We start from the raw sequence: 21459 nt of genomic DNA, 5'->3' as shown, positions 1-21459 counted from the left end.
CGATTGCGCTCGACCGCGACCGGGCGCGACCCACTGCAACCGGGCGCGCGGCATGCGGCTCGCCTGCCGTGCTCGCCTGCAACCTCGTGGGATGCGGCGTATGCTCAACGGTCCCGGGCTCGCCCGCACCACCCGACCACTCAACCCTGGAGCCATCATGGAACTACGCAGGATCGGCACTTCCGCCTTGCAGGTCGCCCCGCTCATGTTCGGCGGCAACGTCTTCGGCTGGACGGCCGACGAAGCCACCTCGTTCTCGATCCTCGACGCGTTCACCGACGCCGGTCTCAACTTCATCGACACCGCCGATGTCTACTCCGCCTGGGTGCCCGGCAATCACGGCGGCGAATCGGAGACGATCATCGGCAAGTGGATCGCGAAAAGCGGCAAGCGCGACAAGGTGGTGATCGCAACCAAAGTCGCGAAGGATTCACGCCGTCCCGGCCTCTCCGCCGCCAACATCGCGGCGGCCGTGGAAGATTCGCTGCGCCGCCTGCAAACCGATTACATCGACGTCTACTTCTCGCACGAGGACGACCAGAAGGTGCCGCTCGAAGAAACGCTCGGCGCCTACCAACGCCTGATCGAGGCGGGCAAGGTGCGCGTGGTCGGCGCGTCGAACTACACGGGCGCGCGCATCGAGGAGGCGCTCGCGGTCGCGAAGACCTCGGGACTGCCCGCGTATCAGATCATCCAGCCCGAGTACAACCTGTACGATCGCGCCCACTACGAGGCCGATCTCGAACCGGTCGCCATGGCGCAGAAGCTCGCGGTCGTGCCCTATTACAGCCTCGCGAGCGGCTTTCTTTCGGGCAAATATCGCTCGCGCGAGGATCTCGCGAAGAGCGCGCGCGGCTCGCGCGTGGAGAAGTATCTCGATCACCGCGGCATCCGCATTCTCGCGGCGCTCGACTACGTGGCCGAACGCCACGGCAGCACACTTGCGGCCGTCGCGCTTGCGTGGCTGATCGCCCGTCCGAGCATCACCGCGCCGATCGCGAGCGCAACTTCGCTCGATCAGCTGGAAAGCCTCGCGGCGGCGGTGCGCCTGAAGCTCGATCCAGCCGATGTCCAGGCGCTGAACGACGCGAGCGCCTGAGCGTAAAACTGCTCAAAACGACGCAAAACGGGGACAAAGTCAGGGCAAAAGCGCGCGAGTCGGTGTTAATCCAGGTGTCCTAAACGATGCGGCGAGCGCGACGGCCGTGGGCGGTCGCGCAAGTCACTGAGTAGAATCAAGAAACCCTGGTCGCGCAGATCGTTTCCTGATATCATTGAGAGTGAATTGAGATCTTTGCCTGTTTTGTTGCCGTGTTCGTTACTGTTGGCGGCCGCAAACCGGCGATCAGGTGTGTTGCAGCAAGGTCTACCTGATCGCGTTCCGCTGTGAACCCCCTACTTCTCTTTTCCGGCCTCCGTGGCCGCCTTGCCTCTCGTTCAGCCCCAGTGTGGCGAACGACCGGAGGGCCGGGGCGTGAGCGACTTTGGCGCTCGCGCAATTGAACCGTATCAAGCGATTTGAGTTAGGAAATACATGACGACGATTCTTCTGAAGGAAAACGAGCCGTTCGAAGTGGCTATTCGCCGCTTCCGCCGTGCAATCGAAAAGAACGGCCTGATCGCCGAGCTGCGTGAGCGCCAGTCTTACGAAAAGCCGACGGCAGTTCGCAAGCGCAAAAAGGCAGCTGCTGTGAAGCGCCTGCACAAGCGCCTGCGCAGCCAGATGCTGCCGAAGAAGCTCCACTAAGCTTTTTCGCGCTTTTTGCTGTTCCGCCAAACGGCGGTGCATGCTTCGAAAGAAGCTGCACCGCCGTTTGCATTGGTGCCGCACGATTGACGATTGGGCGCGGGCCACGCCGTGCTTCACGCGATCAGGCCGCGTCCTTCAGGCGCGCGGGCGATAGCCCGAACTGCGCGGCGATCGCGCAAAGCCGCTCGCGCCACTCCCACACGCCGAACACGTCGTGGACGTTTTGCAGGCAACTGAGCAGCTTGATTGTGGCGGGGTCGTAGATGTTGAGATGGGCGCGCAGCAGCGCCTTTTTCAGCGCTGCCACGCCGACGTCCATGTAGAGCGGCACGTCGCCCGCCTCGCGGCCGACGTAACGCACCGGTATGCCTTCCATGGCGCTCATGTAGTCGCGCGGCCGGATGAAGCTGCCGACCGGGCAGCCGCCATAGCTGTGCCCCCCGCCGCAGCCGCCGCCCCGGTAGGCGCCGCCGCCATGCGGAAGCAGTGCCGCGCACCCTTGGCCAAGAAGATGCGCCACCGCGCGGTCGAAGATCTCCTGATGCGTCAGGAAGTGGACGTTTTTCATTTCAGCCCCCTGCTGCCCAACTGCCGGGCACAGCGGTTAATTCCCAGCGAATGCGGCGCCGCCGGCCTTCCCGCCGGCTATTTCAAGCGTTCCCCTGACACGCCTGCACTCACTTTCAGTTATAGCGGCACGCCGGAAAACGAACGTGGGGCTGCGCACCGTGGCGACACGAAAATGCCTCGGACCGAAGTGCGCGGGTGACCGTGAAATCTGCGCAAAGCCTTGGTGGACAAGGATTCGCGGCGTATCGAGGCAGAGGCTTGGGACTTTCCCGGACGACCGGCGCCCGGTGGCTGGACTGTTGCCTTGACGCCGCAGCCCGGTGCTTGCACGGCTGCGTTCATGCGTGCCGCGCGGGCCGTTCCAGCCGCTCAGGCGCGGCGCTTCTTTTTCCCTTGCGCGGTGCAAGCGGCGCGGCACATGCAGTCGTGTTCGTGGTCGTTGACCATGCCGACTGCCTGCATGAAGGCATAACAGATCGTCGTGCCAACGAATTTGCAGCCGCACTTCTTGAGCGCCTTGCTGAGCGCGTCCGAGATTTCGGTGGAAGCCGGCGCGTCGCGATACGAGGCCCAGTCGTTCTGGATAGGCGTGTCGTTCACGAAGGACCAGACGAACTTCGCGAGCGAGCCGTGCTCGGCCTGGATCTGCTGCACCGCGCGCGCGTTGGCGATGGCGGCCTCGATCTTGGCGCGGTTGCGCACGATGGAGGCGTCCTGCATGAGCGTTTCCACTTTCGCAGGCGTGAAGCGCGCGACCTTGGCGATGTCGAAGCCCGCAAAGGCGCGACGATAGCCCTCGCGCTTGTTGAGGATCGTGGACCACGAGAGCCCGGCCTGCGCGCCTTCGAGCACGAGCATTTCGAACAGATGCTGGTCGTCGCGCGAGGGCACGCCCCACTCCTCGTCGTGATATTGGACGTACTGCGGCGACGCGCTGGCCGATACCCAGTTGCAGCGGTGTGTCACGGTGAGTTCTCCTTGCGAGACGTCGTTCAGGCCACGCAAGCATAGCGGATCGGGGGCGCCCCGCCACCCTGGCCGGATGGCCGATTGTGCGAACGCAGTGAAGCCGTTAGTCTCTGCGGCACGAAGCGATATTCAGCCCGGCCAGGGTCGCTTTTTGGCCTTCCCCTGGTTATCGGACCAATCGAACCCGACTCACACGCGCGCGAGGCGCGGCAGACATCATGCAGAAATACACTTGGTTGATCGGCGTGGACGGTGGCGGCACCGGCACGCGCGTCGCGCTTGGCGACACGAACGGCGCTGAACTCGCGCGCGCCTCGGCGGGGCCGTCGGGGCTCGGGCTCGGCATCGAGCGCGCCTGGCAGTCGATCGAGGAAGCCTGCGGCGCGGCATTCGCGCAAGCGGGCCTTGCGTTCGACTGGTCGCAATGCGTGCTCGGTTGCGGGCTTGCGGGCGTGAACAATCCGGACTGGCAGGCGGCGTTTCGCGCCGCTGCGCCGCCGGTCGCCGGACTCGCCGTGGAGAGCGACGTCTACACCACGGTGCTAGGCGCGCATGCCGGGGCGCAGGGCGTGGCGGTTGCGCTCGGCACCGGCAGCATCGCGGCCGCGCTGGACGAGCACGGTCAGTGCCGCATAGCCGGCGGCTTCGGCTTTCCTTCGGGCGACGAAGCCAGCGGCGCGTGGTTCGGCCTGCGCGCAATCGCCTGGGCGCAGCAGGCGCTCGACGCGCGCGCGCCCATGGACGACTTCGCGCGGGCGCTGCTCGCGCACGTTCATGCGAGCGACCGCGAAAGCCTGATCGTGTGGCAGTGCGCGGCCAACCAGACGGCCTACGCGCGCCTCGCGCCGGTCGTGCTCGCGCATCGCGAGCATCCGTTCGTCGCGAAGCTGCTGGCCGAGGCGGGCGTGGAGATCGCGAAGCTCATCACCGCGCTCGATCCGTCGGCCCGCTTGCCGGTGGCGTTGTCGGGCGGGCTTGGCCAGCCGCTGCGCGAATGGGTGCCGCAGGCCGTGCGCGATCGCCTGCGCGCCCCGCTCGCCGATTCCACCAGCGGCGCGCTGCGGCTCGCGCAACAGGAAGCCCGCAGGCTGGCGGGCGGCTAGCCATCGTTTCCTTCAATCGTCGCTTCGCTTAAGGGTCGAATGCGATGCATTGCGAGGCCAATGCACGGAGATCGGGCGGCGACACCGGCAACGCGCACGGCACGTAGGTCAAGGGCAATGCCCCGCCGCAGATGCTACGATTCAGGGTTTCCCGCTAGCTGTCCGATCACCATGTACAAGGTCATTGCAACCGATCTCGACGGAACGCTGCTCAACAGCGACCATCAGGTCGATCCGTTCACGGTTGCCACGCTGGGCGCGCTCGACGCGCAGGGTCTGCCGTTCGTCATCGCCACCGGCCGCCACTATTGCGACGTGGCCGGCATTCGCGACGTGCTGGGCATCCGCCCGTATCTGATCACCGCGAACGGCGCGCGCGTGCACGCACCCGACGACACGCTCATCCACGCAAGCAATCTGTCCGCGCCCGTCGTCGAGCGCCTCGTGGCGCCCGACACCGTTGGGGCGCATGGCCGCGTGATCGTGAGCATTTATACCGACGACGCGTGGCTCATCGACCGTCACGCGCCGGAGTTGCTCGCGTATCACCAGGACTCGGGCTTCGAGTATCGTGTGGCGGAGCTGCGCACCTATGCGGGCGCGGGCATCGCCAAGGCGCTGTATATCGGCGAGCCGGCGGATCTCGCGCACGTCGCCCAGAATCTCGCGCGCGAGTTTGGCGACGCGCTCTATGTCACCTACTCGCTGCCCGATTGTCTCGAAGTGATGGTGGCCGGCGTGTCGAAGGGCCGCGCGCTGCGCGTGGTGCTGGAGCGGCTCGGCATGGATGCGACGGGTTGTGTCGCGTTCGGCGACAACATGAACGACATCGACCTGCTCGAAACGGCGGGCCATCCGTTCATGATGAACAACGCCAATCCCGATCTCGTCAAACGGCTGCCTTCGGTGCCGCGCATCGGCAATAACTTCGAGGCCGGTGTCGCCCATCACCTGCGCAAGCTGTTCGCGCTCAACGACGAAATCGCGTCCTGACAAGCGTAGCAAGCGTGACAAGCGGCGGATGCCACGCGAGGCGCGTCGTCATCGCGCCCGCGCTTTCTGCCTGAGCGTGCCTGCGCGCTACTGCGCAGCAGGCAGTTGCGCGCACGGGCAGTCGTCGGAGCGCCCGTCCAGCCCTTCGCGCTCGTGCGAGAAATGCGCGCGCGCAACGTTGCCGCTCCAGTCGATGCGAACCACGTAAATGCTGTCGAAGTCCGCGCTTTCCCAGTGCGGCACATCGCTCGCGTTGCCGCCATGCGCGGCGACGACACGCCGCACGAACGACTCGATTTCGCGATGCTCCCAGGCGACGACCACGGTACGCCCGCGCCACTGCGGATCGATGAACGCGGCTTGCAGCGAATCGATTTGCGAGTGGCCGTATGGCGTCTGGATCGGCATGCCGAACTGGATCGCGGTCGGCTCGATGGTGGCGAGCGGGCGCACGTAATAGTACGGACGGCCGTTGTCGTTCTTCTGTTCGCCGGGGTCGGGCGCGTAGATGGCGTCCGGTTTGCCGTACTTGGCCGCGATCACCGCCGGCAGCGCAAGCGCGCGATTCAGGCCTTTGCAGTTCAGCTGGCCGAGTCCTTCCGCGGGCTTTTCGCCGTGCCTCACGAAAACGAGCGTCTCGATGTCGCGAGCCTGGCTCGTGCTGTTCGTACGGCTCGCGGCTTGGTGAGCGCGCACGGGTGCGGGAGTCGCCTCGCTAGTGCCACCCGCCTGCGGCAGCGGCGCGCAAGCGCAAAGCACTGCGCCAAGGCATGCGGCCAGCATCGAGGCGAGCGTCGGGGTAAGCCGGGACGGCCGGGTTCGTGAGCGCTTCATGCGGTGGCGAGGGAGTCGAGGTGGCGTACGATTGCAACAGGATGGAACTGTTGCCCGATTCTAGCAGTGCACCCGCAATGGGCATGCTGCACCCGCCAAGGCAAACGGGCGCCGCAGCGCCCGTTTGCCAATCCCTCTCCAGAATCCGGAAAATAGTCGAGCCAGGCTTCGCCCGGCTCGAACCGTCGCGACGCCTCAGGCAGCTTCGCGCACGGCAACGGTTGCGAGCGCTTCGCGCCGCCCCGCCACCGCCGGATACACGATGCCTGCGATGATCGCGCCGACAATCGGTGCGACCCAGAACAGCCACAACTGCGAGATTGCCTCGCCGCCCACGAACAGCGCCGGGCCGGTGGAGCGCGCCGGATTCACCGAGGTGTTGGTGACCGGAATCGAGATCAGGTGGATCAGCGTGAGGCACAGGCCGATGGCGATCGGCGCGAGGCCGGCCGGCGCGCGCTTGTCGGTGGCGCCGAGGATCACGAACAGGAAGAAGGCGGTCATGACGACTTCGCAGACGAAGGCCGCGCCCATCGAATAGTGGCCCGGCGAGTGCTCGCCGTAGCCGTTGGTCGCGAAGCCGCTTGCCACGAGGTCGAAGCCCGGCTTGCCCGTGGCGATGAGCGAGAGCACGAACGCGCCGATGACCGCGCCCACCACCTGGGCGACGATATAGGGCACGAGGTCGCGCGCCGGGAAGCGGCCGGCCACCATGAGGCCGACGCTCACGGCGGGATTCAGATGGCAGCCCGAGATGTGGCCGATCGCAAACGCCATGGTGAGCACGGTCAGGCCGAACGCGAACGCCACGCCCACGAAGCCGATGCCGAGCCCATGAACCGGGCCCGCGAAATTGGCGGCGAGGACGGCGCTGCCGCAACCGCCGAGGACCAGCCAGAATGTGCCGATGAGTTCGGCGGTGAGTCGTTTGGACAAGTGCATGGAGTGACACCTCGAAAAGTCGATTTTTGAAGGGGCCGCGAAAAGCACCGGCACCTGGAAATGCCAGATTCTAGGCAGTCGCCCTTTGGTGAGGTGTCAAGGATTGTCAATTTTGACGTAATTGAAGGAATTATTGCGATTGATGTACCTCGAATAGTTGTCGGAACGATAGAACGTTAAATCGTGGAATTACGTGATAAAGCAGTATTAATAGCGATTGCGAATTCCGTTATTTACGTCTAATCTCCGATCGAGTCGGTTAGACGGACAATGAAGGGGGGATAGAAATGTCGCAATATTCAGAACTCAAGGCGCAGATCGCGAGACTCCAGGCTCAGGCGGAAGATGCGCGGCGTACGGAGATCGCAGACGTCATCACCACGATCAGGGAGAAGATCGCCGAGTACGGTCTCTCCGCCCAGGACCTGGGGTTCGCCGAGGCCGCGCGTCGCGGGCGTCCGCCGAAGAAGGCGCCGCTGCCCCCGCGCTATCAGGATCCGAAGACCGGCGCGACCTGGAGCGGGCGCGGCAAGCCGCCCAAGTGGATCGCGGGCAAGAACCGCGAGCGCTACCTGATCGCCTGACGCGCGCACGCGTCCGCGCATGCTGGAGAGCGTCGCAAAGACGCCGGAAAGCACGATGGCGCCCCAGCGGCGCCATCGCAATTCCAATAAAAGAGCCGCATGATCCATGCGGCTCTTTTTTTCACCTCGGGCGTAATTACGCTATTCGATCTGACGCAAACGATTCACGCCGCACATTTGTCTGGATTTATCTCGAAAGTCGCACGCGATCGTATTCAGCCTGCGGCCACACGGCGCAGTACCGGACGCTGTGCGGCTTCGTTGAGCGCGGTATAAGTGTCGACATAATTGCGCGCCATGATGTGCGAAGTGAATCGGCTTTCGAATTGAGTGCGAATCGCTTCGCGTGAAAGCGAATCGATATTCTGGAGCGCCGCCACCGCGCTTTGCACGTCCTCGACGATATAGCCGGTTACACCCTGGTCGATCACTTCGGGCACCGAACCGCGGTTGAAGGCGATCACCGGCGTGCCGCACGCCATCGCTTCGATCATCACGAGGCCGAACGGCTCCGACCAGTCGATCGGGAACAGCAGCGCTTTCGCGCCCGAGAGGAACGCGGGCTTCTGCTCCTCGTTGATCTCGCCGACGAACTCCACGTGCGCCTGCGAGAGCAGCGGCTCGATCTCGGTCTTGAAGTATTCCTGGTCGACCTTGTCGACCTTGGCGGCGATCTTCAGCGGCAGGCCCGACAGCGCGGCGATGCGAATGGCCGTGTCCACGCGCTTTTCCGGGCAGATGCGGCCGAGGAACGCGAGGTACTCGGGCTTGCGGTCGGTTTGCGGCGTGAGCAGATTCTTCGGCAGGCCGTGATAGATCGTGTTCTGCCACGCGGCCTGCGGCAGCGGCTGGCGCTGCGAGTCCGAAATCGAGATCACCGGGGCGTTCGGGAACTGCTCGAACACCGGTTGCAGCTCGGGCAGGTCGAGACGGCCGTGCAGCGTCGTCACGAACGGCGAGTCCATGGTCGAGAACAGCGGGAACGGCAGGTAATCGAGGTGGAAGTGCAGCACGTCGAACTCGTGCGCGACGCGGCGCACCCGCTCCAGCAGGACCATGTGCGGCGCCAGCGCGTCGCGCACGGTCGGGTCGAGGCGCAACGCGCGCGGCCAGGCGGCTTCGAGATTTGCCGAAGTGACCGAATCGCCGCTGGCGAACAGCGTCACGTCGTGGCCGAGGTCGACCAGCGCTTCGGTCAGGTAGGACACGACGCGCTCGGTACCGCCATAAAGCTTGGGCGGAACGGCTTCGTAAAGTGGCGCAATTTGTGCGATTCGCATTCTTCGATCTCCATGGGCATTGGCCGCGTGTGTGCAAAAACGGGATGCGGCACTGCGGCGGATACAGCGCTATCGGGTTATCCCTGAGTCCGATTATGGCCATTTTGCCGGGCGACACACGCGCTTTTGCAAACGCTTAATGTTGTTACAGCGGGATACAGCGCGTGTAAAAGGCCATTGCAAAGCGTGACGCGGCATGGCCGCGCGATGCGCAAGCGCCGTGCCCGGATGAGGGGGTATGCTGTGCGAATATGTCGCAGGAATGAAAAATCCTGTAATCTACAGACAATTGAGCGGCTTATGCTCATGACATGACGCACCCCGCGCCCCGCCGCTTCTCCTCGCCTCTTGTCAGAAAAATTCCTACACGCTTGCGAAAGTTTTTCTCGCAACGCGTCGCGGCATCCGTCCGATTTCCATTTGTTCCCGCCCCAGCCACAATGCGAGCACGACCATAAACAGGCCGTTTGGCTGCACACGTATGCATCCGGACGAGCAAACGTTTTCCGCAGGCGGATTGACCAGCCGCCGCGTTTTGATTCGGGGGAATCCATGAGCGCGACGACGCACAGCGACATGCTGGGTGAGATCAAGGAAGTCAATCTGTCGTATTTGTTGCTCGCGCAACGGCTTTTGCGCGAGGACAAGCCGACCGGCATGTTCCGCATGGGCATTTCGGAGCAGTCCGCCGAAGTGCTCGCGAATCTCTCTTTCGCGCAAACCGTCCGTCTTGCGGCATCGAACCAGTTGCTTTGCCGCTTCCGTTTCGACGACCACGCGATCTTGAGCGCGCTTGCCGACAAGGGCAAAACCGCGCTGACCCATACGGCCATCATCATGGCCGGCCAGGACATCGAGCAGATCGGCTGATCCAGCTCCGCGCCGCAGCGCGCGGCAGCGCATCGCACTCGAGCGGCCCGCCAGGCGGCCGCCGGGGCCGAGCGCATTCCTTTGCGGCTTCCAACGGGTGTCTATGGCGACCAAGAGTGTGGTTCAGGAGGTGAAGGAGATCGCTCTGGCGATCGAACTGATCGAGCTGGGGGCGCGTCTGCAACTGCTCGAAGCGGAGACCTCGCTCTCGCGCGACCGGCTCATCCGGCTTTACAAGGAAGTGAAGGGCGAATCGCCGCCCAAGGGCATGCTGCCGTTTTCGACCGACTGGTTCATGACCTGGCAGCCCAACGTCCATTCCTCGCTGTTTTACAACACGTTCCTGTTCATGAGCGGCCAGGCGCGTTGCGAGCCCATTCACGCCATCGTGAAGAGCTACCGGCTCTACCTCGAGCACCTGCGGCTGCATGACGAAACGCCCGCGCTGAGCCTCACGCGCGCCTGGACGCTCGTGCGCTATTTCGCCTCGGGCCTGTTGCAGATGACGCCGTGCAGCCGCTGCGGCGGGCGCTATGTGGCCCATGCGCACGATCCGCAGCGCGGCTTCGTGTGCGGGTTGTGCCAGCCGCCTTCGCGGGCGGGCCGCACCCGGCGCAACGCGCTCGCTGCGCAGATCGCGGCCTGATGTTGGCTTGATGGTGGGCTGACGGTGGCCTGATTCCGGCGAGCGGGCCGGCGAATCCGGATAAACCCGGCCCGGCCTGCGTGCCGCCGCCGAGCCGGGGCTCGCCGCGCGTATCAGCGTGTCGGTGCGAACCCAGGCTGCGCAACGCCCGGCGAATCGGCCCCAAATCTGTTCTGCCCTTTCCGCGGGCATCGTGAAACTCGCAAACAAGCCACAAACAAGCCGCAAACAACGCGCGGGCCACCGCACCGGCGGTCCGCACTCACCCAATCCCAAAGTTTTTCGCGCCGATGCCGTAAACCCAGCTAAGGGCGCGGGCCGACGGCGGTTCGCGGCGCATTTCTAGTGAGGACCCGGCAGTGCTGATTATCGTGGGAACACTCGTGACGATCTTGTCCGTCTTCGGCGGCTACGCATTGGAAGGCGGCCATCTGGGCGCCCTGATGCAGCCCATGGAGCTGCTCATGATCGGCGGAGCGGGCGTTGGCGCCTTTGTCCTCGGCAACGGCATCAAGACGATCAAGGCCACGCTGCGCGTTCTTCCGGCGCTGTTCAAGGGCGCCAAGTACAACAAGGACGTGTACATGGAGCTGCTCGCACTGCTCTATGTCCTGCTCGCCAAGGCGCGCAAGGAAGGCACGCTCACGCTGGAAGCTGATATCGACGATCCGCAGAAGAGCCCGATCTTCACGCAGTACCCGAAGATCCTGGCCGACCACCACATCGTCGAATTCCTCACCGACTACCTGCGTCTCATGGTGGGCGGCAACATGAACGCCTTCGAGATCGAAAGCCTCATGGACGAGGAAATCGAAACGCACCACGCCGAAGGCGAAGCGCCTGCGCACGCGCTCTCGAAGGTGGGCGACGCGATGCCGGCGTTCGGTATCGTCGCGGCCGTGATGGGCGTCGTGCACACCATGGCTTCCGCCGACAAGCCGCCCGCGGTCCTCGGCGAGATGATCGCCCAGGCGCTGGTGGGCACCTTCCTCGGCATTCTGCTTTCGTATGGCCTGATCGGCCCGCTCGCGAGCCTCGCGGAGCAGCGCGTGACCGAGTCGACCAAGATGTTCCAGTGCATCAAGGTGACGATCCTCGCGAGCCTGAACGGCTATGCCCCGGCGATCGCCGTGGAGTTCGGCCGCAAGGTGCTGTTCTCGACCGAGCGCCCGTCGTTCACGGAGCTCGAAGAGCACGTGCGCCGCGTGAAGGCGAAGTAAGGATCCGGCCATGAGCAACAACAAGGACCGCGCGATCGTCGTCAAGCGCGCCGCGCCGAAGAAGGCGGGCCACCACGGCGGCGCCTGGAAGCTCGCCTACGCGGACTTCATGACCGCGATGATGGCGTTCTTCCTGCTGATGTGGCTGCTTTCGTCGGCCTCGACGGTGCAGTTGCGCGGGATTGCCGACTACTTCAACCAGCCGCTGAAGATCACGCTCTGGGGCGGCGACCGCAGCGCCGAAGACTCGAGCATCCTCAAGGGCGGCGGCCGCGACATTTCCTCGCCCGAGCAGGGCATCACGCGCCGCAGCGACGGCGCGACCGAGCGCTCGGAGCGCACCCAGTCGAAGCACAACGACGACGACGCCACCAAGCAGCTCGAAGGCTCGCTCGAACGCAAGGAGCAGGTGCGCCTGCACGACCTGCAAGTGAAGCTGATGGCGGCGATCGAGGCGAATCCCGTGCTGCGCCAGTTCAAGCAGCAGATCCGCATCGACTCCACGTTGCAGGGCCTGCGCATCGAGATCGTCGACTCGCAGAAGCGGCCGATGTTCGCCACCGCCCGCGACGTGGTCGAGCCGTACATGCGCGACATCTTGCAGGCGATCGGCAAGACGCTCAATGACGTGCCCAACCGTATCGTCGTGCAGGGCCACACCGACGCCGTGCCCTACGCGGGCGGCGAGAAGGGCTATAGCAACTGGGAGCTTTCCGCCGACCGCGCGAACGCCTCGCGCCGCGAGCTGATCGCGGGCGGCATGGACGAATCGAAGGTGTTGCGCGTGCTCGGTCTGGCTTCGACGCAGAACCTGAACAAGGCCGATCCGCTCGACCCGGAGAACCGCCGCATCAGCATCATCGTGTTGAACAGGAAGTCCGAAGACGCGCTCATGCACGACGACTCGACCACCACCACGCTCTCCGACGACGCTGCGGGCTCGGGCAAGAGCCTGCCCGCGCTCACGCCCGACCTGGTGCCGGGCAAGGCCGCGCCGGCTCCGGTGCGGGTCGCGCCTGGGCTTCCGCCTTTGCTTTCGCCCTCGACGGCGCCGGCGACGACGCCGAAGGTCGTGGTGAAGGCGGAGCCGGTGACGGCCACGGCTGCGCAAGCGGCGCCCGTCGTGACGCCGCCCCCGGCGGCGGCGTCAACAGAAGCGCAATGACAACGAGGAACGGATGATCAGGAACATTCTGGCGATCGACGATTCGGTGTCCATGCGGGAGATCCTGCGTGCGGCGCTGGGTTCGGCCGGCTACGCGGTGACGGTGGCGAGCGACGGCGAAGAAGGGCTCGAGCATGCGCTCGCCCAGCGCTTCGACCTCGTGCTCACCGACCTTTACATGCCGCGCATGGGCGGACTCGACCTGATCAAGCAGTTGCGGGCGAATCCTTCGTACCTCGCGACGCCCATCCTGGTGCTGACCACGGAATCGGACGAAGGCTTCAAGGCAGCCGTACGCGACGCAGGCGCGACCGGCTGGATCGAAAAACCGGTTGACCCCGAGCTGCTCGTCGATCTGGCGAGCGCGCTCGGCGAGGCCAACCCATGAGGCGCGGCGCGCCTGCCAACCCGGCATTTTTCGCGGTGAAAGAGCAATGACTCTCGACATCACTCAGTTCTATCAGACGTTCTTCGACGAGGCGGACGAGCTGCTCGCGCAGATGGAGCAGCTTCTCCTGAACCTGGACGTCGGTCGCCCGGATCCCGAGGATCTGGCCGCGATCTTCCGTGCGGCCCATTCGATCAAGGGCGGCGCGGCGACGTTCGGCTTCACGGCCCTGACCGAGACGACCCACATTCTCGAATCGCTGCTCGACCGCGCGCGCAACAACGAACTCGTGCTGCGCAAGGACATGATCGACACGTTCCTCGAAACGAAGGACGTGCTTTCCGACCAGCTCGGCGCGTACCGCGCGAGCGCCGAGCCCGACGCGGCGGCCGCCGCCGCCGTGCGCGGCAAGCTCGAGCGGCTCTACGCGGAAAGCCGTGGCCTGCCCGCGCCCGAAGCCGCTCCGGCTCCCGTGGCCGCCGCTGCTCCCGTAGCCGCACCGGCACCGGCCGCGCAAGCGAGCGCCGCCGATTCGGAAGAAGACCTCGAAGCCGCCTTCGAAGCGCACAGCACGCTCGCCGCGGGGGCGTCAGGCGCGCCCGAGCACGTCGTGAACGAGGCGATCGACGCCGCCGGCGTGAGCGCTCAGGCGGGTGGCACGGCGGACGGCGCGGCGGGTGGCGAAGGGCCGCACCTGCGCATCACGCTGCGCGCCGTCGACGCGAAGGATCAGGAGCTGCTCGTCGAGGAGCTAGGCAATCTCGGCCGCATTCTCGGCCAGGTGAAGACCGGCGATGACCTCACGCTGTGGCTCGAAACCGATGTGCCGTCCGACGACATCATCGCGGTCTGCTGCTTCGTGATCGACGAAAAGCAGATCTCGATCGGCCGGGGTGCAGCGCCCCAGGACGACGCGCAACCGGCCGCCGAAGCCGCGCCCGCAGCAGCAGAGGTACACGCACCCGCGCCCGCAGCGCCCGCGGCTCCGGTCGCCGCAGCGGCTCCCGCGCCGGTTGCCGCCGCGAGCGCACCCGCCGCAGCGGTTGTGCCGGCAGCGAGCGCCGCGCCTCACGCCGACCACGACGCGCCGCGCGCCGCCGCGAGTGCGCCCGCGCATGCCGAAGGCGAGCGCAAGGCGCGCCCGGCCGCCGCCGCCGCATCAGCGGAAGGCAGCTCGATTCGCGTGGGCGTGGAGAAGGTCGATCAACTGATCAACCTCGTGGGCGAACTGGTCATCACGCAGGCCATGCTCGCGGAAACCACCAGCACCTTCGACCCGGCCCTGCACGACCGCCTCTTCAACGGCATGGCGCAGCTCGAGCGCAACGCGCGCGACTTGCAGGAAGCGGTGATGTCGATCCGCATGATGCCGATGGATTACGTGTTCAGCCGCTTCCCGCGTCTCGTGCGCGACCTGGCCTCGAAGCTCGGCAAGGAAGTGGAGCTCGTCACGTTCGGTCAGGCGACCGAGCTCGACAAGAGCCTGATCGAGCGCATCATCGACCCGCTCACCCACCTCGTGCGCAACTCGCTCGACCACGGCATCGAAACCGTGGAGGCGCGCCGCGCCGCGGGCAAGGACGGCACGGGCCAGCTCGTGCTTTCCGCCGCGCACCACGGCGGCAACATCGTGATCGAGGTGAGCGACGACGGCGCGGGCCTGCGCCGCGACAAGATTCTCGCCAAGGCGATCAAGCAGGGCATGCAGGTGAGCGAGAGCATGAGCGACGACGAGGTGTGGAACCTCATCTTCATGCCGGGCTTCTCGACCGCCGAGCAGGTCACCGACGTTTCCGGCCGCGGCGTGGGCATGGACGTGGTCAAGCGCAACATCCAGTCGATGGGCGGCCACGTGGAGATCACCTCGCACGCGGGCAAGGGCACCACCACGCGCATCGTGCTGCCGCTCACGCTGGCGATTCTCGACGGCATGTCGGTGAAGGTCGGCGAAGAGATCTTCATCTTGCCGCTGAACTTCGTGATGGAGTCGCTCCAGCCGCGCCACGAAGACATCTACACGGTCACCAACGGCGACCGCGTGGTGCGCGTGCGCGGCGAGTACCTGCCGCTGGTGGCGCTGCACAAGGCGTTCAACGTGGAAGGCGCGCGCACGGACCCGACGCAAGGCATCGTCACCATCATGGAAACCGAGGGCCGTCGCTTCGCCATGCTGATCGACGAGCTGGTCGGCCAGCAGCAGGTCGTGGTGAAGAACCTCGAAACGAATTACCGCAAGGTGCACGGCATTTCGGCGGCGACCATCCTCGGCGACGGCAGCGTCGCGCTGATCGTCGACGTGGCCGCGCTCAATCGCGAAACACGCGCCTCGCACGGAGTGAGCGCCAGCGCAAATTCGGGTGCGTTCGCCGAATTCGCGTAAGACGTTGTGAAGTCCGGACGCACTCAACCCATCATCTCCCAACCGTTCAGGGGCTAACGTGGCAGAAGTCCAATCGATTCAAGGCGGCGGCGCGCAAAGCGTGGCGCTCGCCGGCGCGCAACGCCGCGACGCGCAGCAGGCCGACGCAGGCGGTCAGGAATTCCTCGTCTTCACCCTCGGCGCGGAAGAGTACGGCATCGACATCCTGAAGGTGCAGGAAATCCGCGGCTACGACAGCGTGACGCGCATCGCGAACGCGCCCGACTTCATCAAGGGCGTCATTAACCTGCGCGGCATCATCGTGCCGATCGTCGACATGCGCATCAAGTTCCATCTGGGCCGCGTCGAGTACGACCACCAGACGGTCGTCATCATCCTGAACGTCGCGCATCGCGTGGTCGGCATGGTGGTGGACGGCGTCTCGGACGTGCTCACGCTGCAAACGGAGCAGATCATGCCCGCGCCCGAGTTCGGCGCGACGCTCACGACCGAGTACCTCACGGGTCTCGGCACCGTGGAAGGCCGCATGCTGATCCTGATGGACATCGAAAAGCTGATGACGAGCCGCGAAATGGCATTGATCGAGGCGCTGGTCTAACGCGTCGCGACACAAACCGGGGGGGCCGCGAGGCCAGCGTGAGAGAGAGCGGACAAGCCGCCGCAAAGAAGCGGCAAGCCGCCTTCGTTCTCGCGCGCGCCGCGTGCCTGGGCTGCGAAGCCGCCGCGCCCGGTCCGGTGAGCCGCCCCGTTTCGCACAGGACAGGAGCAAACGAGATGCTGCAAAAATGGTCGATCCGCACGACGCTCACGGGCGTCGGGGTCATTCTGGTTGCGCTGACCGTGCTGGTCGGCGGGCTCGGGCTCTTCGCGCTCGACCGCGCGACCGACGCGCTCGGCACGATGGCGCGCGGCGATCTCGTCGCGATGCGCGCGCTCAACGACACGTCGTCGTATCTGCTGCGCTCGCGCGTCGCGATCGACCGCGCGAGCGCGCTCACGGCGGCGGGCCAGGCCGACGACGCGAAGAAGGCGATCGATCGCGCCGAGCAACTGCTCGGCAAGTCCAACGAAGCGTGGCAGGCGTTCCAGGGCGCACCCAAGGGCGGCCTCGACGCCGCCGTGCTCGACTCGCTCGCGGCCAAACGCGCGACGCTGCTGCAAGACGGCGTCCAGCCCGAATTCGCGGCCTTGCGCGCGAACGACCAGGCGGCCTATCACGCGATCGCCGACACGAAGATCAGCCCGATGTTCGTGGACTACGACAGCGTCTCCGCGCCGCTCGCCCAGTCGCTCCAGGACGGCGCGCAGGCCCGCGAGGCGAATGCGCGCGAGAAGATCGGCGTGATGCGCGTGCTGATCGGCGCCGTGATCGTGCTGGCGCTCGTGCTCGTGGTGGTGATCCGCTTCGCCATGCGCGGCCTGATCGTGCAGCCGCTCGCCGACGCCGTGACGTGCTTCGAGCGCATCGCCCAGGGCGATCTCTCGCAGCCGGTCGTCGTCTACAGCAACAACGAGATCGGGCGGTTGTTCGGCGGCATCAAGCGCATGCAGGAAAGCCTCGTCACGCTCGTGAGCGCGGTGAACACGGGCGCAAGCTCGATCGACGTGGGCGCGCGCGAGATCGCGATGGGCAACACCGATCTTTCGCAGCGCACCGAGCAGCAGGCCGCCTCGCTCCAGGAAACGGCTTCGAGCATGGAGCAGCTCACCGGCACCGTGCGTCAGAACGCCGAGAACGCGCGCCAGGCGAGCCAGCTCGCCGTGAACGCGTCGGACATCGCGACGCGCGGCGGCGAGGTGGTCGGCGAAGTCGTGAGCACGATGCAGGACATCGCCGTGAGTTCGGCGAAGGTCGTGGACATCATTAGCGTGATCGAGGGCATTGCCTTCCAGACCAACATCCTCGCGCTGAATGCCGCCGTGGAAGCGGCGCGCGCGGGCGAGCAGGGCCGCGGCTTCGCGGTGGTGGCGGGCGAAGTGCGCAGCCTCGCGCAACGCAGCGCGAGCGCGGCGAAGGAAATCAAGGAACTCATCAACGATTCGGCGCAGAAGGTGCAAAGCGGCTCGCAACTGGTGGGCCGCGCCGGCACGACGATGGAAGACATCCTTCAGGCCGTGCGCCGTGTGACCGACATCATGGGTGAGATCAGCGCGGCGTCCGAGGAACAATCGGGCGGCATCGAGCAGGTCAACCGCGCGGTCACGCAGATGGATACCGTCACGCAGCAGAACGCCGCGCTCGTCGAGCAGGCGGCCGCCGCCGCGGCGTCGCTCGAAGAGCAGACGCGCCAGCTGCAAGGCGTGCTCGGCACGTGGCGCACGGGCGGCGCGCAGGCGCGCGGCATGGGCGCCGGTGCGAGCCCGGCGCGGGTGACGCCGGCGAGCCTGCCGGTGGCCAAGGCTAAACGCACGATGTCTTCGGTGGCTTCGGCGGCGCCGAGGTCGCCGGCCGTCAGTGCGCCGGCAGCGGTCGAGGCGGCCGCGCAGTCGACGCCGCAAGCGGCGGCGAAACCCGCGGCAAAGGCGCCGGCGAGACCGGCCGCCACGGCGCGCGCGGAGTCGCACGTGAGCCCGGTGGCCTCCGCCACGGACGATTCGGACTGGGAAACGTTCTGATCGAACGCGGCATGAAAGCGTAGTGAAGCACTGAACACGACGAGCAACTGCAATGCACATGAGCGCTACACAACGGCATGACCTGCCGCGCACCGCCCGCCGGGCTACGTGCGCGGCGCGGGTCGCCCATGCGCCGCACGCATTGCAAGCGGGCGGGCGCGGCGAACGGGTGACGTTCGCCACGGCCGTCCATGCAGCGGGCGGCGCGCAATGCGAAGGAGCACGAGCATGAAAGCGCTGCGATTGTCGCGCCACGACGCGGGCGAGCCCGCGCGCGGCGCGTCGCCCGGCACGGGCGGCGGCGGTGGCGAAACCGGCCGCGATTTCGAGTTCACCTCGGCGGACTTCGAACGCATTCGCGCGCTGATTCACCGCCGCGCGGGCATCTCGCTTTCGGACCACAAGCGCGATATGGCGTACAGCCGGCTTGCCCGGCGCCTGCGCGCGCTCGGCCTCGACAGCTTTCGCGACTACCTCGACCAGCTCGAAGCGCGCAACGACGCGAGCGAATGGGAGGCGTTCACCAACGCGCTCACCACCAACCTCACGGCGTTCTTTCGCGAGGCGCATCACTTCCCGATCCTCGCGGACTTCGTGAAACGCCGCACCCAGCCGGTTTCGGTATGGTGCTCGGCGGCCTCGACGGGCGAGGAGCCTTACTCGATCGCGATGACGCTCATCGAAGCGCTCGGCGATCGCGCCGCGCGCGAGGCGCGCGTGCTCGCCACCGACCTCGACACCCAGGTGCTCGCCAAGGCCGAAGCGGGCGTGTACGCCTACGACCAGGTGAAGCATCTCTCGCCCGAGCGCCTCAAGCGCTTCTTCTTCAAGGGCACCGGCTCCCACGCCGGGCTCGTGAAGGTGCGCCCCGAGCTGCGCGCGATGATCAAGTTCGAGCAGCTCAACCTCACCGACGCGGACTACGGATTGCGCACGACCTTCGACGCGATCTTCTGCCGCAACGTGATGATCTACTTCGACAAGCCGACCCAGGCGCAGGTGCTCACGCGCTTCGAGCCGCTCATGAAGCCGGACGGCCTGCTGTTCGCGGGCCACTCGGAGAACTTCACCTACGTCACGCAGGCCTTCCGCCTGCGCGGCCAGACCGTGTACGAACTCACGCGCGGCCGTGCCGCCGACGCCGCGCAGGCGCCGCGCCGCGCCAGCGATTCGCTTGGAGTGCCAGCATGAGCGGCCGCCTCCCGATCGCGACGAATCGCTATTTCGATACGCACTTCCAGCGCCCCGGCGTGAAGCTGCTGCCCAACGAGTTCTACACGACGAGCGAAGACATGGTGCTCGTCACCGTGCTCGGCTCGTGCGTGGCCGCCTGCATTCAGGACCGCACCGCCGGCATTGGCGGCATGAACCACTTCATGCTGCCCGACGACGGCGCGGACTCCGCCCATGCGCTCACCGCCGCTTCCGACTCGATGCGCTACGGCGCGTACGCGATGGAAGTGCTCATCAACGAGCTCATCAAGGCGGGCGGCCGCCGCGAGCGCTTCGAAGCCAAGGTGTTTGGCGGCGCGGCCGTGCTGGCGGGCATGACGACGATGAACATCGGCGATCGCAACGCCGCGTTCGTGCGCCGCTATCTCGCGACCGAAAATATCCGCATCGTGGCCGAGGACCTGCAAGGCTCGCACCCGCGCAAAGTGGCGTTCCTGCCGCGCACGGGCCAGGTGATGGTCAAGAAGCTGCGCCTGTCGCAGGACGCGAGCGTGGCCGAGCGCGAGCAGCAACTCGCCGCGCAAACCGCCGAAGCGCGCGCAGAGCGGCTCGCGCGTGCGCGGGCGCGCGTCGAGCTGTTCGGCGTGGGCAGCGCCACGCGCGCAGGCGCGGGCGCGGTTTCGCAAGCCACGCCGGCACAACCGAATTTCCAATCCCAGCCGCAGCCCGCGCGCCCCCGTATCGAGCTGTTCGGCTCGGGCGGAGCGTCGGCGCTGCGCGCATCCGGTCAAGACAACGCCAGGACAGTAGAGGAGGCGTGAACGCTGTGCAAAAAATCAAGGTTCTCTGCGTCGACGATTCGGCGCTGATCCGTAGTCTGATGACGGAAATCATCAACAGCCAGCCCGACATGACGGTCGTCGCGACAGCGCCGGATCCGCTCGTCGCGCGCGAGCTGATCAAGCAGCACAACCCCGACGTGCTCACGCTCGACGTGGAAATGCCGCGCATGGACGGCCTCGACTTCCTCGAGAAGTTGATGCGCCTGCGCCCCATGCCGGTCGTGATGGTGTCGTCGCTCACCGAGCGCGGCAACGAAATCACGCTGCGCGCGCTCGAACTCGGCGCGGTCGACTTCGTGACCAAGCCGAAGGTCGGCATTCGCGACGGCATGCTCGAATACTCGGAAAAGCTCGCCGACAAGGTGCGCGCCGCCGCGCGCGCGCGCGTGCGCGCCCACCACGCGCCGAGCGCGCCGGCAGCGAGCGCGGCCGCGCATGCGCCGGGCGCCCACGGCCACGCCGCCGCGCCTGCGGCGAGCCCGGCGCCGATGATCAACAACCCGCTCGTCTCGACCGAGAAGCTCATCATCGTCGGCGCGTCGACGGGCGGCACCGAGGCGATTCGCGAAGTGCTCCAGCCGCTGCCGCCCGACGCGCCCGCGGTCCTGATCGCGCAGCACATGCCGCCCGGCTTCACCAAGTCGTTCGCGCAGCGCCTGAACGGGCTGTGCCGCATCACCGTCAAGGAAGCGGAGCACGGCGAACGCGTGCTGCCCGGCCATGCCTATATCGCGCCGGGCCACGCTCACCTCTTGCTCGCGCGCAGCGGGGCGAACTACATCGCGAATCTGTCCGACGACCCGCCGGTGAACCGGCATCGTCCGTCGGTTGACGTGCTGTTTCGCTCGGCGGCGCTGCACGCGGGCAAGAACGCCATCGGCGTGATTCTCACGGGCATGGGCCGCGACGGCGCGGCCGGGCTGCTCGAAATGCGCCGCGCCGGCGCGTTCACGCTCGCGCAGGACGAGGCGAGCTGCATCGTGTTCGGCATGCCGCGCGAGGCGATTGCGCTCGGCGCCGCCGACGAAATCGCTTCGCTCTCCGATATGAGCCGACGCGTGATGACCCGTCTTGCCTCGATGGGCGAGCGGGTTCAGCGCGTTTGATGAACAACCGATATAGAGATATCGTGCC

General features: G+C 66.2%; 21 protein-coding genes. 16 read left to right on the top strand and 5 right to left on the bottom strand.

The window, feature by feature from the left end; genetic code table 11:
• Window positions 1–157 precede the first annotated feature (157 nt).
• Together C7402_RS00645 and rpsU are read left to right on the top strand one after the other, a co-directional pair.
• Window positions 158–1099 carry an aldo/keto reductase gene (locus C7402_RS00645; protein ID WP_112169920.1) on the top strand — a complete coding sequence of 314 codons (942 nt, stop codon included), beginning with the start codon at window positions 158–160 and terminating at the stop codon, window positions 1097–1099.
• 435 nt (window positions 1100–1534) lie between these two features.
• Entirely contained in the window at window positions 1535–1747 is a 213-nt protein-coding gene (gene rpsU, locus C7402_RS00640) for a 30S ribosomal protein S21 (protein WP_006401410.1), read from the top strand.
• Between the two features lie 124 nt (window positions 1748–1871).
• Here rpsU and C7402_RS00635 read toward each other — a convergent pair whose 3' ends face one another.
• Entirely contained in the window at window positions 1872–2318 is a 447-nt protein-coding gene (locus C7402_RS00635) for a hypothetical protein (RefSeq protein WP_116609331.1), read from the bottom strand.
• A 371-nt stretch (window positions 2319–2689) separates the two neighbouring features.
• A complete protein-coding gene (locus C7402_RS00630) occupies window positions 2690–3286 on the bottom strand; it encodes a DNA-3-methyladenine glycosylase I (protein WP_116609330.1) in 597 nt (198 codons plus the stop codon).
• 221 nt (window positions 3287–3507) lie between these two features.
• Here C7402_RS00630 and C7402_RS00625 point away from each other — a divergent pair, with 221 nt between their 5' ends.
• Window positions 3508–4392, top strand: a complete 885-nt coding sequence (locus C7402_RS00625) for a glucosamine kinase nucleotide-binding domain-containing protein (RefSeq protein WP_116609329.1) — start codon at window positions 3508–3510, stop codon at window positions 4390–4392.
• A gap of 171 nt (window positions 4393–4563) precedes the next feature.
• Window positions 4564–5385, top strand: coding sequence for a Cof-type HAD-IIB family hydrolase (locus tag C7402_RS00620; protein ID WP_116609328.1), 822 nt, complete (start codon window positions 4564–4566; stop codon window positions 5383–5385).
• 87 nt (window positions 5386–5472) lie between these two features.
• Here the strand turns inward: C7402_RS00620 and C7402_RS00615 are convergent, their stop codons facing one another.
• Both C7402_RS00615 and aqpZ read right to left on the bottom strand, forming a co-directional pair.
• Complete coding sequence (locus tag C7402_RS00615; RefSeq protein ID WP_116609327.1) at window positions 5473–6081, bottom strand: histidine phosphatase family protein; 609 nt, start codon at window positions 6079–6081, stop codon at window positions 5473–5475.
• A 333-nt stretch (window positions 6082–6414) separates the two neighbouring features.
• Entirely contained in the window at window positions 6415–7161 is a 747-nt protein-coding gene (gene aqpZ, locus C7402_RS00610) for an aquaporin Z (RefSeq protein ID WP_116609326.1), read from the bottom strand.
• 287 nt (window positions 7162–7448) lie between these two features.
• Here aqpZ and C7402_RS00605 point away from each other — a divergent pair, with 287 nt between their 5' ends.
• Window positions 7449–7745 carry an H-NS histone family protein gene (locus tag C7402_RS00605; protein ID WP_112169913.1) on the top strand — a complete coding sequence of 99 codons (297 nt, stop codon included), beginning with the start codon at window positions 7449–7451 and terminating at the stop codon, window positions 7743–7745.
• A gap of 215 nt (window positions 7746–7960) precedes the next feature.
• Here C7402_RS00605 and C7402_RS00600 read toward each other — a convergent pair whose 3' ends face one another.
• On the bottom strand, window positions 7961–9025 hold the full coding sequence (locus C7402_RS00600) for a glycosyltransferase family 4 protein (RefSeq protein ID WP_112169912.1): 1065 nt from the start codon (window positions 9023–9025) through the stop codon (window positions 7961–7963).
• Between the two features lie 552 nt (window positions 9026–9577).
• Between C7402_RS00600 and flhD the strand changes: the two genes are divergently transcribed.
• From flhD to C7402_RS00545, 11 genes are all read left to right on the top strand, one after another.
• The gene (flhD, locus tag C7402_RS00595; protein WP_112169911.1) at window positions 9578–9895 is read left to right on the top strand and encodes a flagellar transcriptional regulator FlhD; all 318 of its coding nucleotides are present in this window, start codon (window positions 9578–9580) and stop codon (window positions 9893–9895) included.
• 103 nt (window positions 9896–9998) lie between these two features.
• On the top strand, window positions 9999–10541 hold the full coding sequence (gene flhC / locus C7402_RS00590) for a flagellar transcriptional regulator FlhC (protein ID WP_116609325.1): 543 nt from the start codon (window positions 9999–10001) through the stop codon (window positions 10539–10541).
• 359 nt (window positions 10542–10900) lie between these two features.
• Window positions 10901–11761 (top strand): flagellar motor stator protein MotA, encoded by an 861-nt coding sequence (motA, locus tag C7402_RS00585; RefSeq protein ID WP_112169909.1) that lies wholly within the window; start codon window positions 10901–10903, stop codon window positions 11759–11761.
• A gap of 10 nt (window positions 11762–11771) precedes the next feature.
• On the top strand, window positions 11772–12926 hold the full coding sequence (gene motB, locus C7402_RS00580; protein ID WP_116609324.1) for a flagellar motor protein MotB: 1155 nt from the start codon (window positions 11772–11774) through the stop codon (window positions 12924–12926).
• Between the two features lie 13 nt (window positions 12927–12939).
• A complete protein-coding gene (locus tag C7402_RS00575; protein WP_112169907.1) occupies window positions 12940–13314 on the top strand; it encodes a response regulator in 375 nt (124 codons plus the stop codon).
• Between the two features lie 46 nt (window positions 13315–13360).
• Window positions 13361–15694: a chemotaxis protein CheA gene (gene cheA / locus C7402_RS00570; protein WP_116609323.1), complete on the top strand. Its 2334-nt coding sequence runs from the start codon at window positions 13361–13363 to the stop codon at window positions 15692–15694.
• Between the two features lie 58 nt (window positions 15695–15752).
• A complete protein-coding gene (locus C7402_RS00565; protein ID WP_425273755.1) occupies window positions 15753–16292 on the top strand; it encodes a chemotaxis protein CheW in 540 nt (179 codons plus the stop codon).
• Between the two features lie 176 nt (window positions 16293–16468).
• Window positions 16469–18310, top strand: coding sequence for a methyl-accepting chemotaxis protein (locus C7402_RS00560; protein WP_116609322.1), 1842 nt, complete (start codon window positions 16469–16471; stop codon window positions 18308–18310).
• Window positions 18311–18538: 228 nt separating this feature from the next.
• A complete protein-coding gene (locus C7402_RS00555) occupies window positions 18539–19501 on the top strand; it encodes a CheR family methyltransferase (RefSeq protein ID WP_112169904.1) in 963 nt (320 codons plus the stop codon).
• Complete coding sequence (cheD, locus tag C7402_RS00550; protein ID WP_116609321.1) at window positions 19498–20304, top strand: chemoreceptor glutamine deamidase CheD; 807 nt, start codon at window positions 19498–19500, stop codon at window positions 20302–20304. Before C7402_RS00555 ends, cheD begins: the two co-directional genes overlap by 4 nt.
• Window positions 20301–21431, top strand: a complete 1131-nt coding sequence (locus C7402_RS00545; RefSeq protein ID WP_112169902.1) for a protein-glutamate methylesterase/protein-glutamine glutaminase — start codon at window positions 20301–20303, stop codon at window positions 21429–21431. Before cheD ends, C7402_RS00545 begins: the two co-directional genes overlap by 4 nt.
• Window positions 21432–21459 lie beyond the last annotated feature (28 nt).

It is taken from the genome of Paraburkholderia unamae (assembly GCF_003096875.1).
Classification (GTDB): Bacteria; Pseudomonadota; Gammaproteobacteria; order Burkholderiales; family Burkholderiaceae; genus Paraburkholderia; species Paraburkholderia unamae.
This window is presented reverse-complemented; position numbering and strand designations above follow the sequence as displayed.

Excerpts from the sequence above, each read along its gene's own strand:
- C7402_RS00645 (WP_112169920.1), top strand. The coding sequence starts at position 158 with ATGGAACTACGCAGGATCGGCACTTCCGCCTTGCAGGTCGCCCCGCTC.
- rpsU (WP_006401410.1), top strand. The coding sequence starts at position 1,535 with ATGACGACGATTCTTCTGAAGGAAAACGAGCCGTTCGAAGTGGCTATT.
- C7402_RS00635 (WP_116609331.1), bottom strand. The coding sequence starts at position 2,318 with ATGAAAAACGTCCACTTCCTGACGCATCAGGAGATCTTCGACCGCGCG.
- C7402_RS00625 (WP_116609329.1), top strand. The coding sequence starts at position 3,508 with ATGCAGAAATACACTTGGTTGATCGGCGTGGACGGTGGCGGCACCGGC.
- C7402_RS00620 (WP_116609328.1), top strand. The coding sequence starts at position 4,564 with ATGTACAAGGTCATTGCAACCGATCTCGACGGAACGCTGCTCAACAGC.
- aqpZ (WP_116609326.1), bottom strand. The coding sequence starts at position 7,161 with ATGCACTTGTCCAAACGACTCACCGCCGAACTCATCGGCACATTCTGG.
- C7402_RS00605 (WP_112169913.1), top strand. The coding sequence starts at position 7,449 with ATGTCGCAATATTCAGAACTCAAGGCGCAGATCGCGAGACTCCAGGCT.
- C7402_RS00600 (WP_112169912.1), bottom strand. The coding sequence starts at position 9,025 with ATGCGAATCGCACAAATTGCGCCACTTTACGAAGCCGTTCCGCCCAAG.
- flhD (WP_112169911.1), top strand. The coding sequence starts at position 9,578 with ATGAGCGCGACGACGCACAGCGACATGCTGGGTGAGATCAAGGAAGTC.
- flhC (WP_116609325.1), top strand. The coding sequence starts at position 9,999 with ATGGCGACCAAGAGTGTGGTTCAGGAGGTGAAGGAGATCGCTCTGGCG.
- motB (WP_116609324.1), top strand. The coding sequence starts at position 11,772 with ATGAGCAACAACAAGGACCGCGCGATCGTCGTCAAGCGCGCCGCGCCG.
- C7402_RS00575 (WP_112169907.1), top strand. The coding sequence starts at position 12,940 with ATGATCAGGAACATTCTGGCGATCGACGATTCGGTGTCCATGCGGGAG.
- cheA (WP_116609323.1), top strand. The coding sequence starts at position 13,361 with ATGACTCTCGACATCACTCAGTTCTATCAGACGTTCTTCGACGAGGCG.
- C7402_RS00560 (WP_116609322.1), top strand. The coding sequence starts at position 16,469 with ATGCTGCAAAAATGGTCGATCCGCACGACGCTCACGGGCGTCGGGGTC.
- C7402_RS00555 (WP_112169904.1), top strand. The coding sequence starts at position 18,539 with ATGAAAGCGCTGCGATTGTCGCGCCACGACGCGGGCGAGCCCGCGCGC.
- cheD (WP_116609321.1), top strand. The coding sequence starts at position 19,498 with ATGAGCGGCCGCCTCCCGATCGCGACGAATCGCTATTTCGATACGCAC.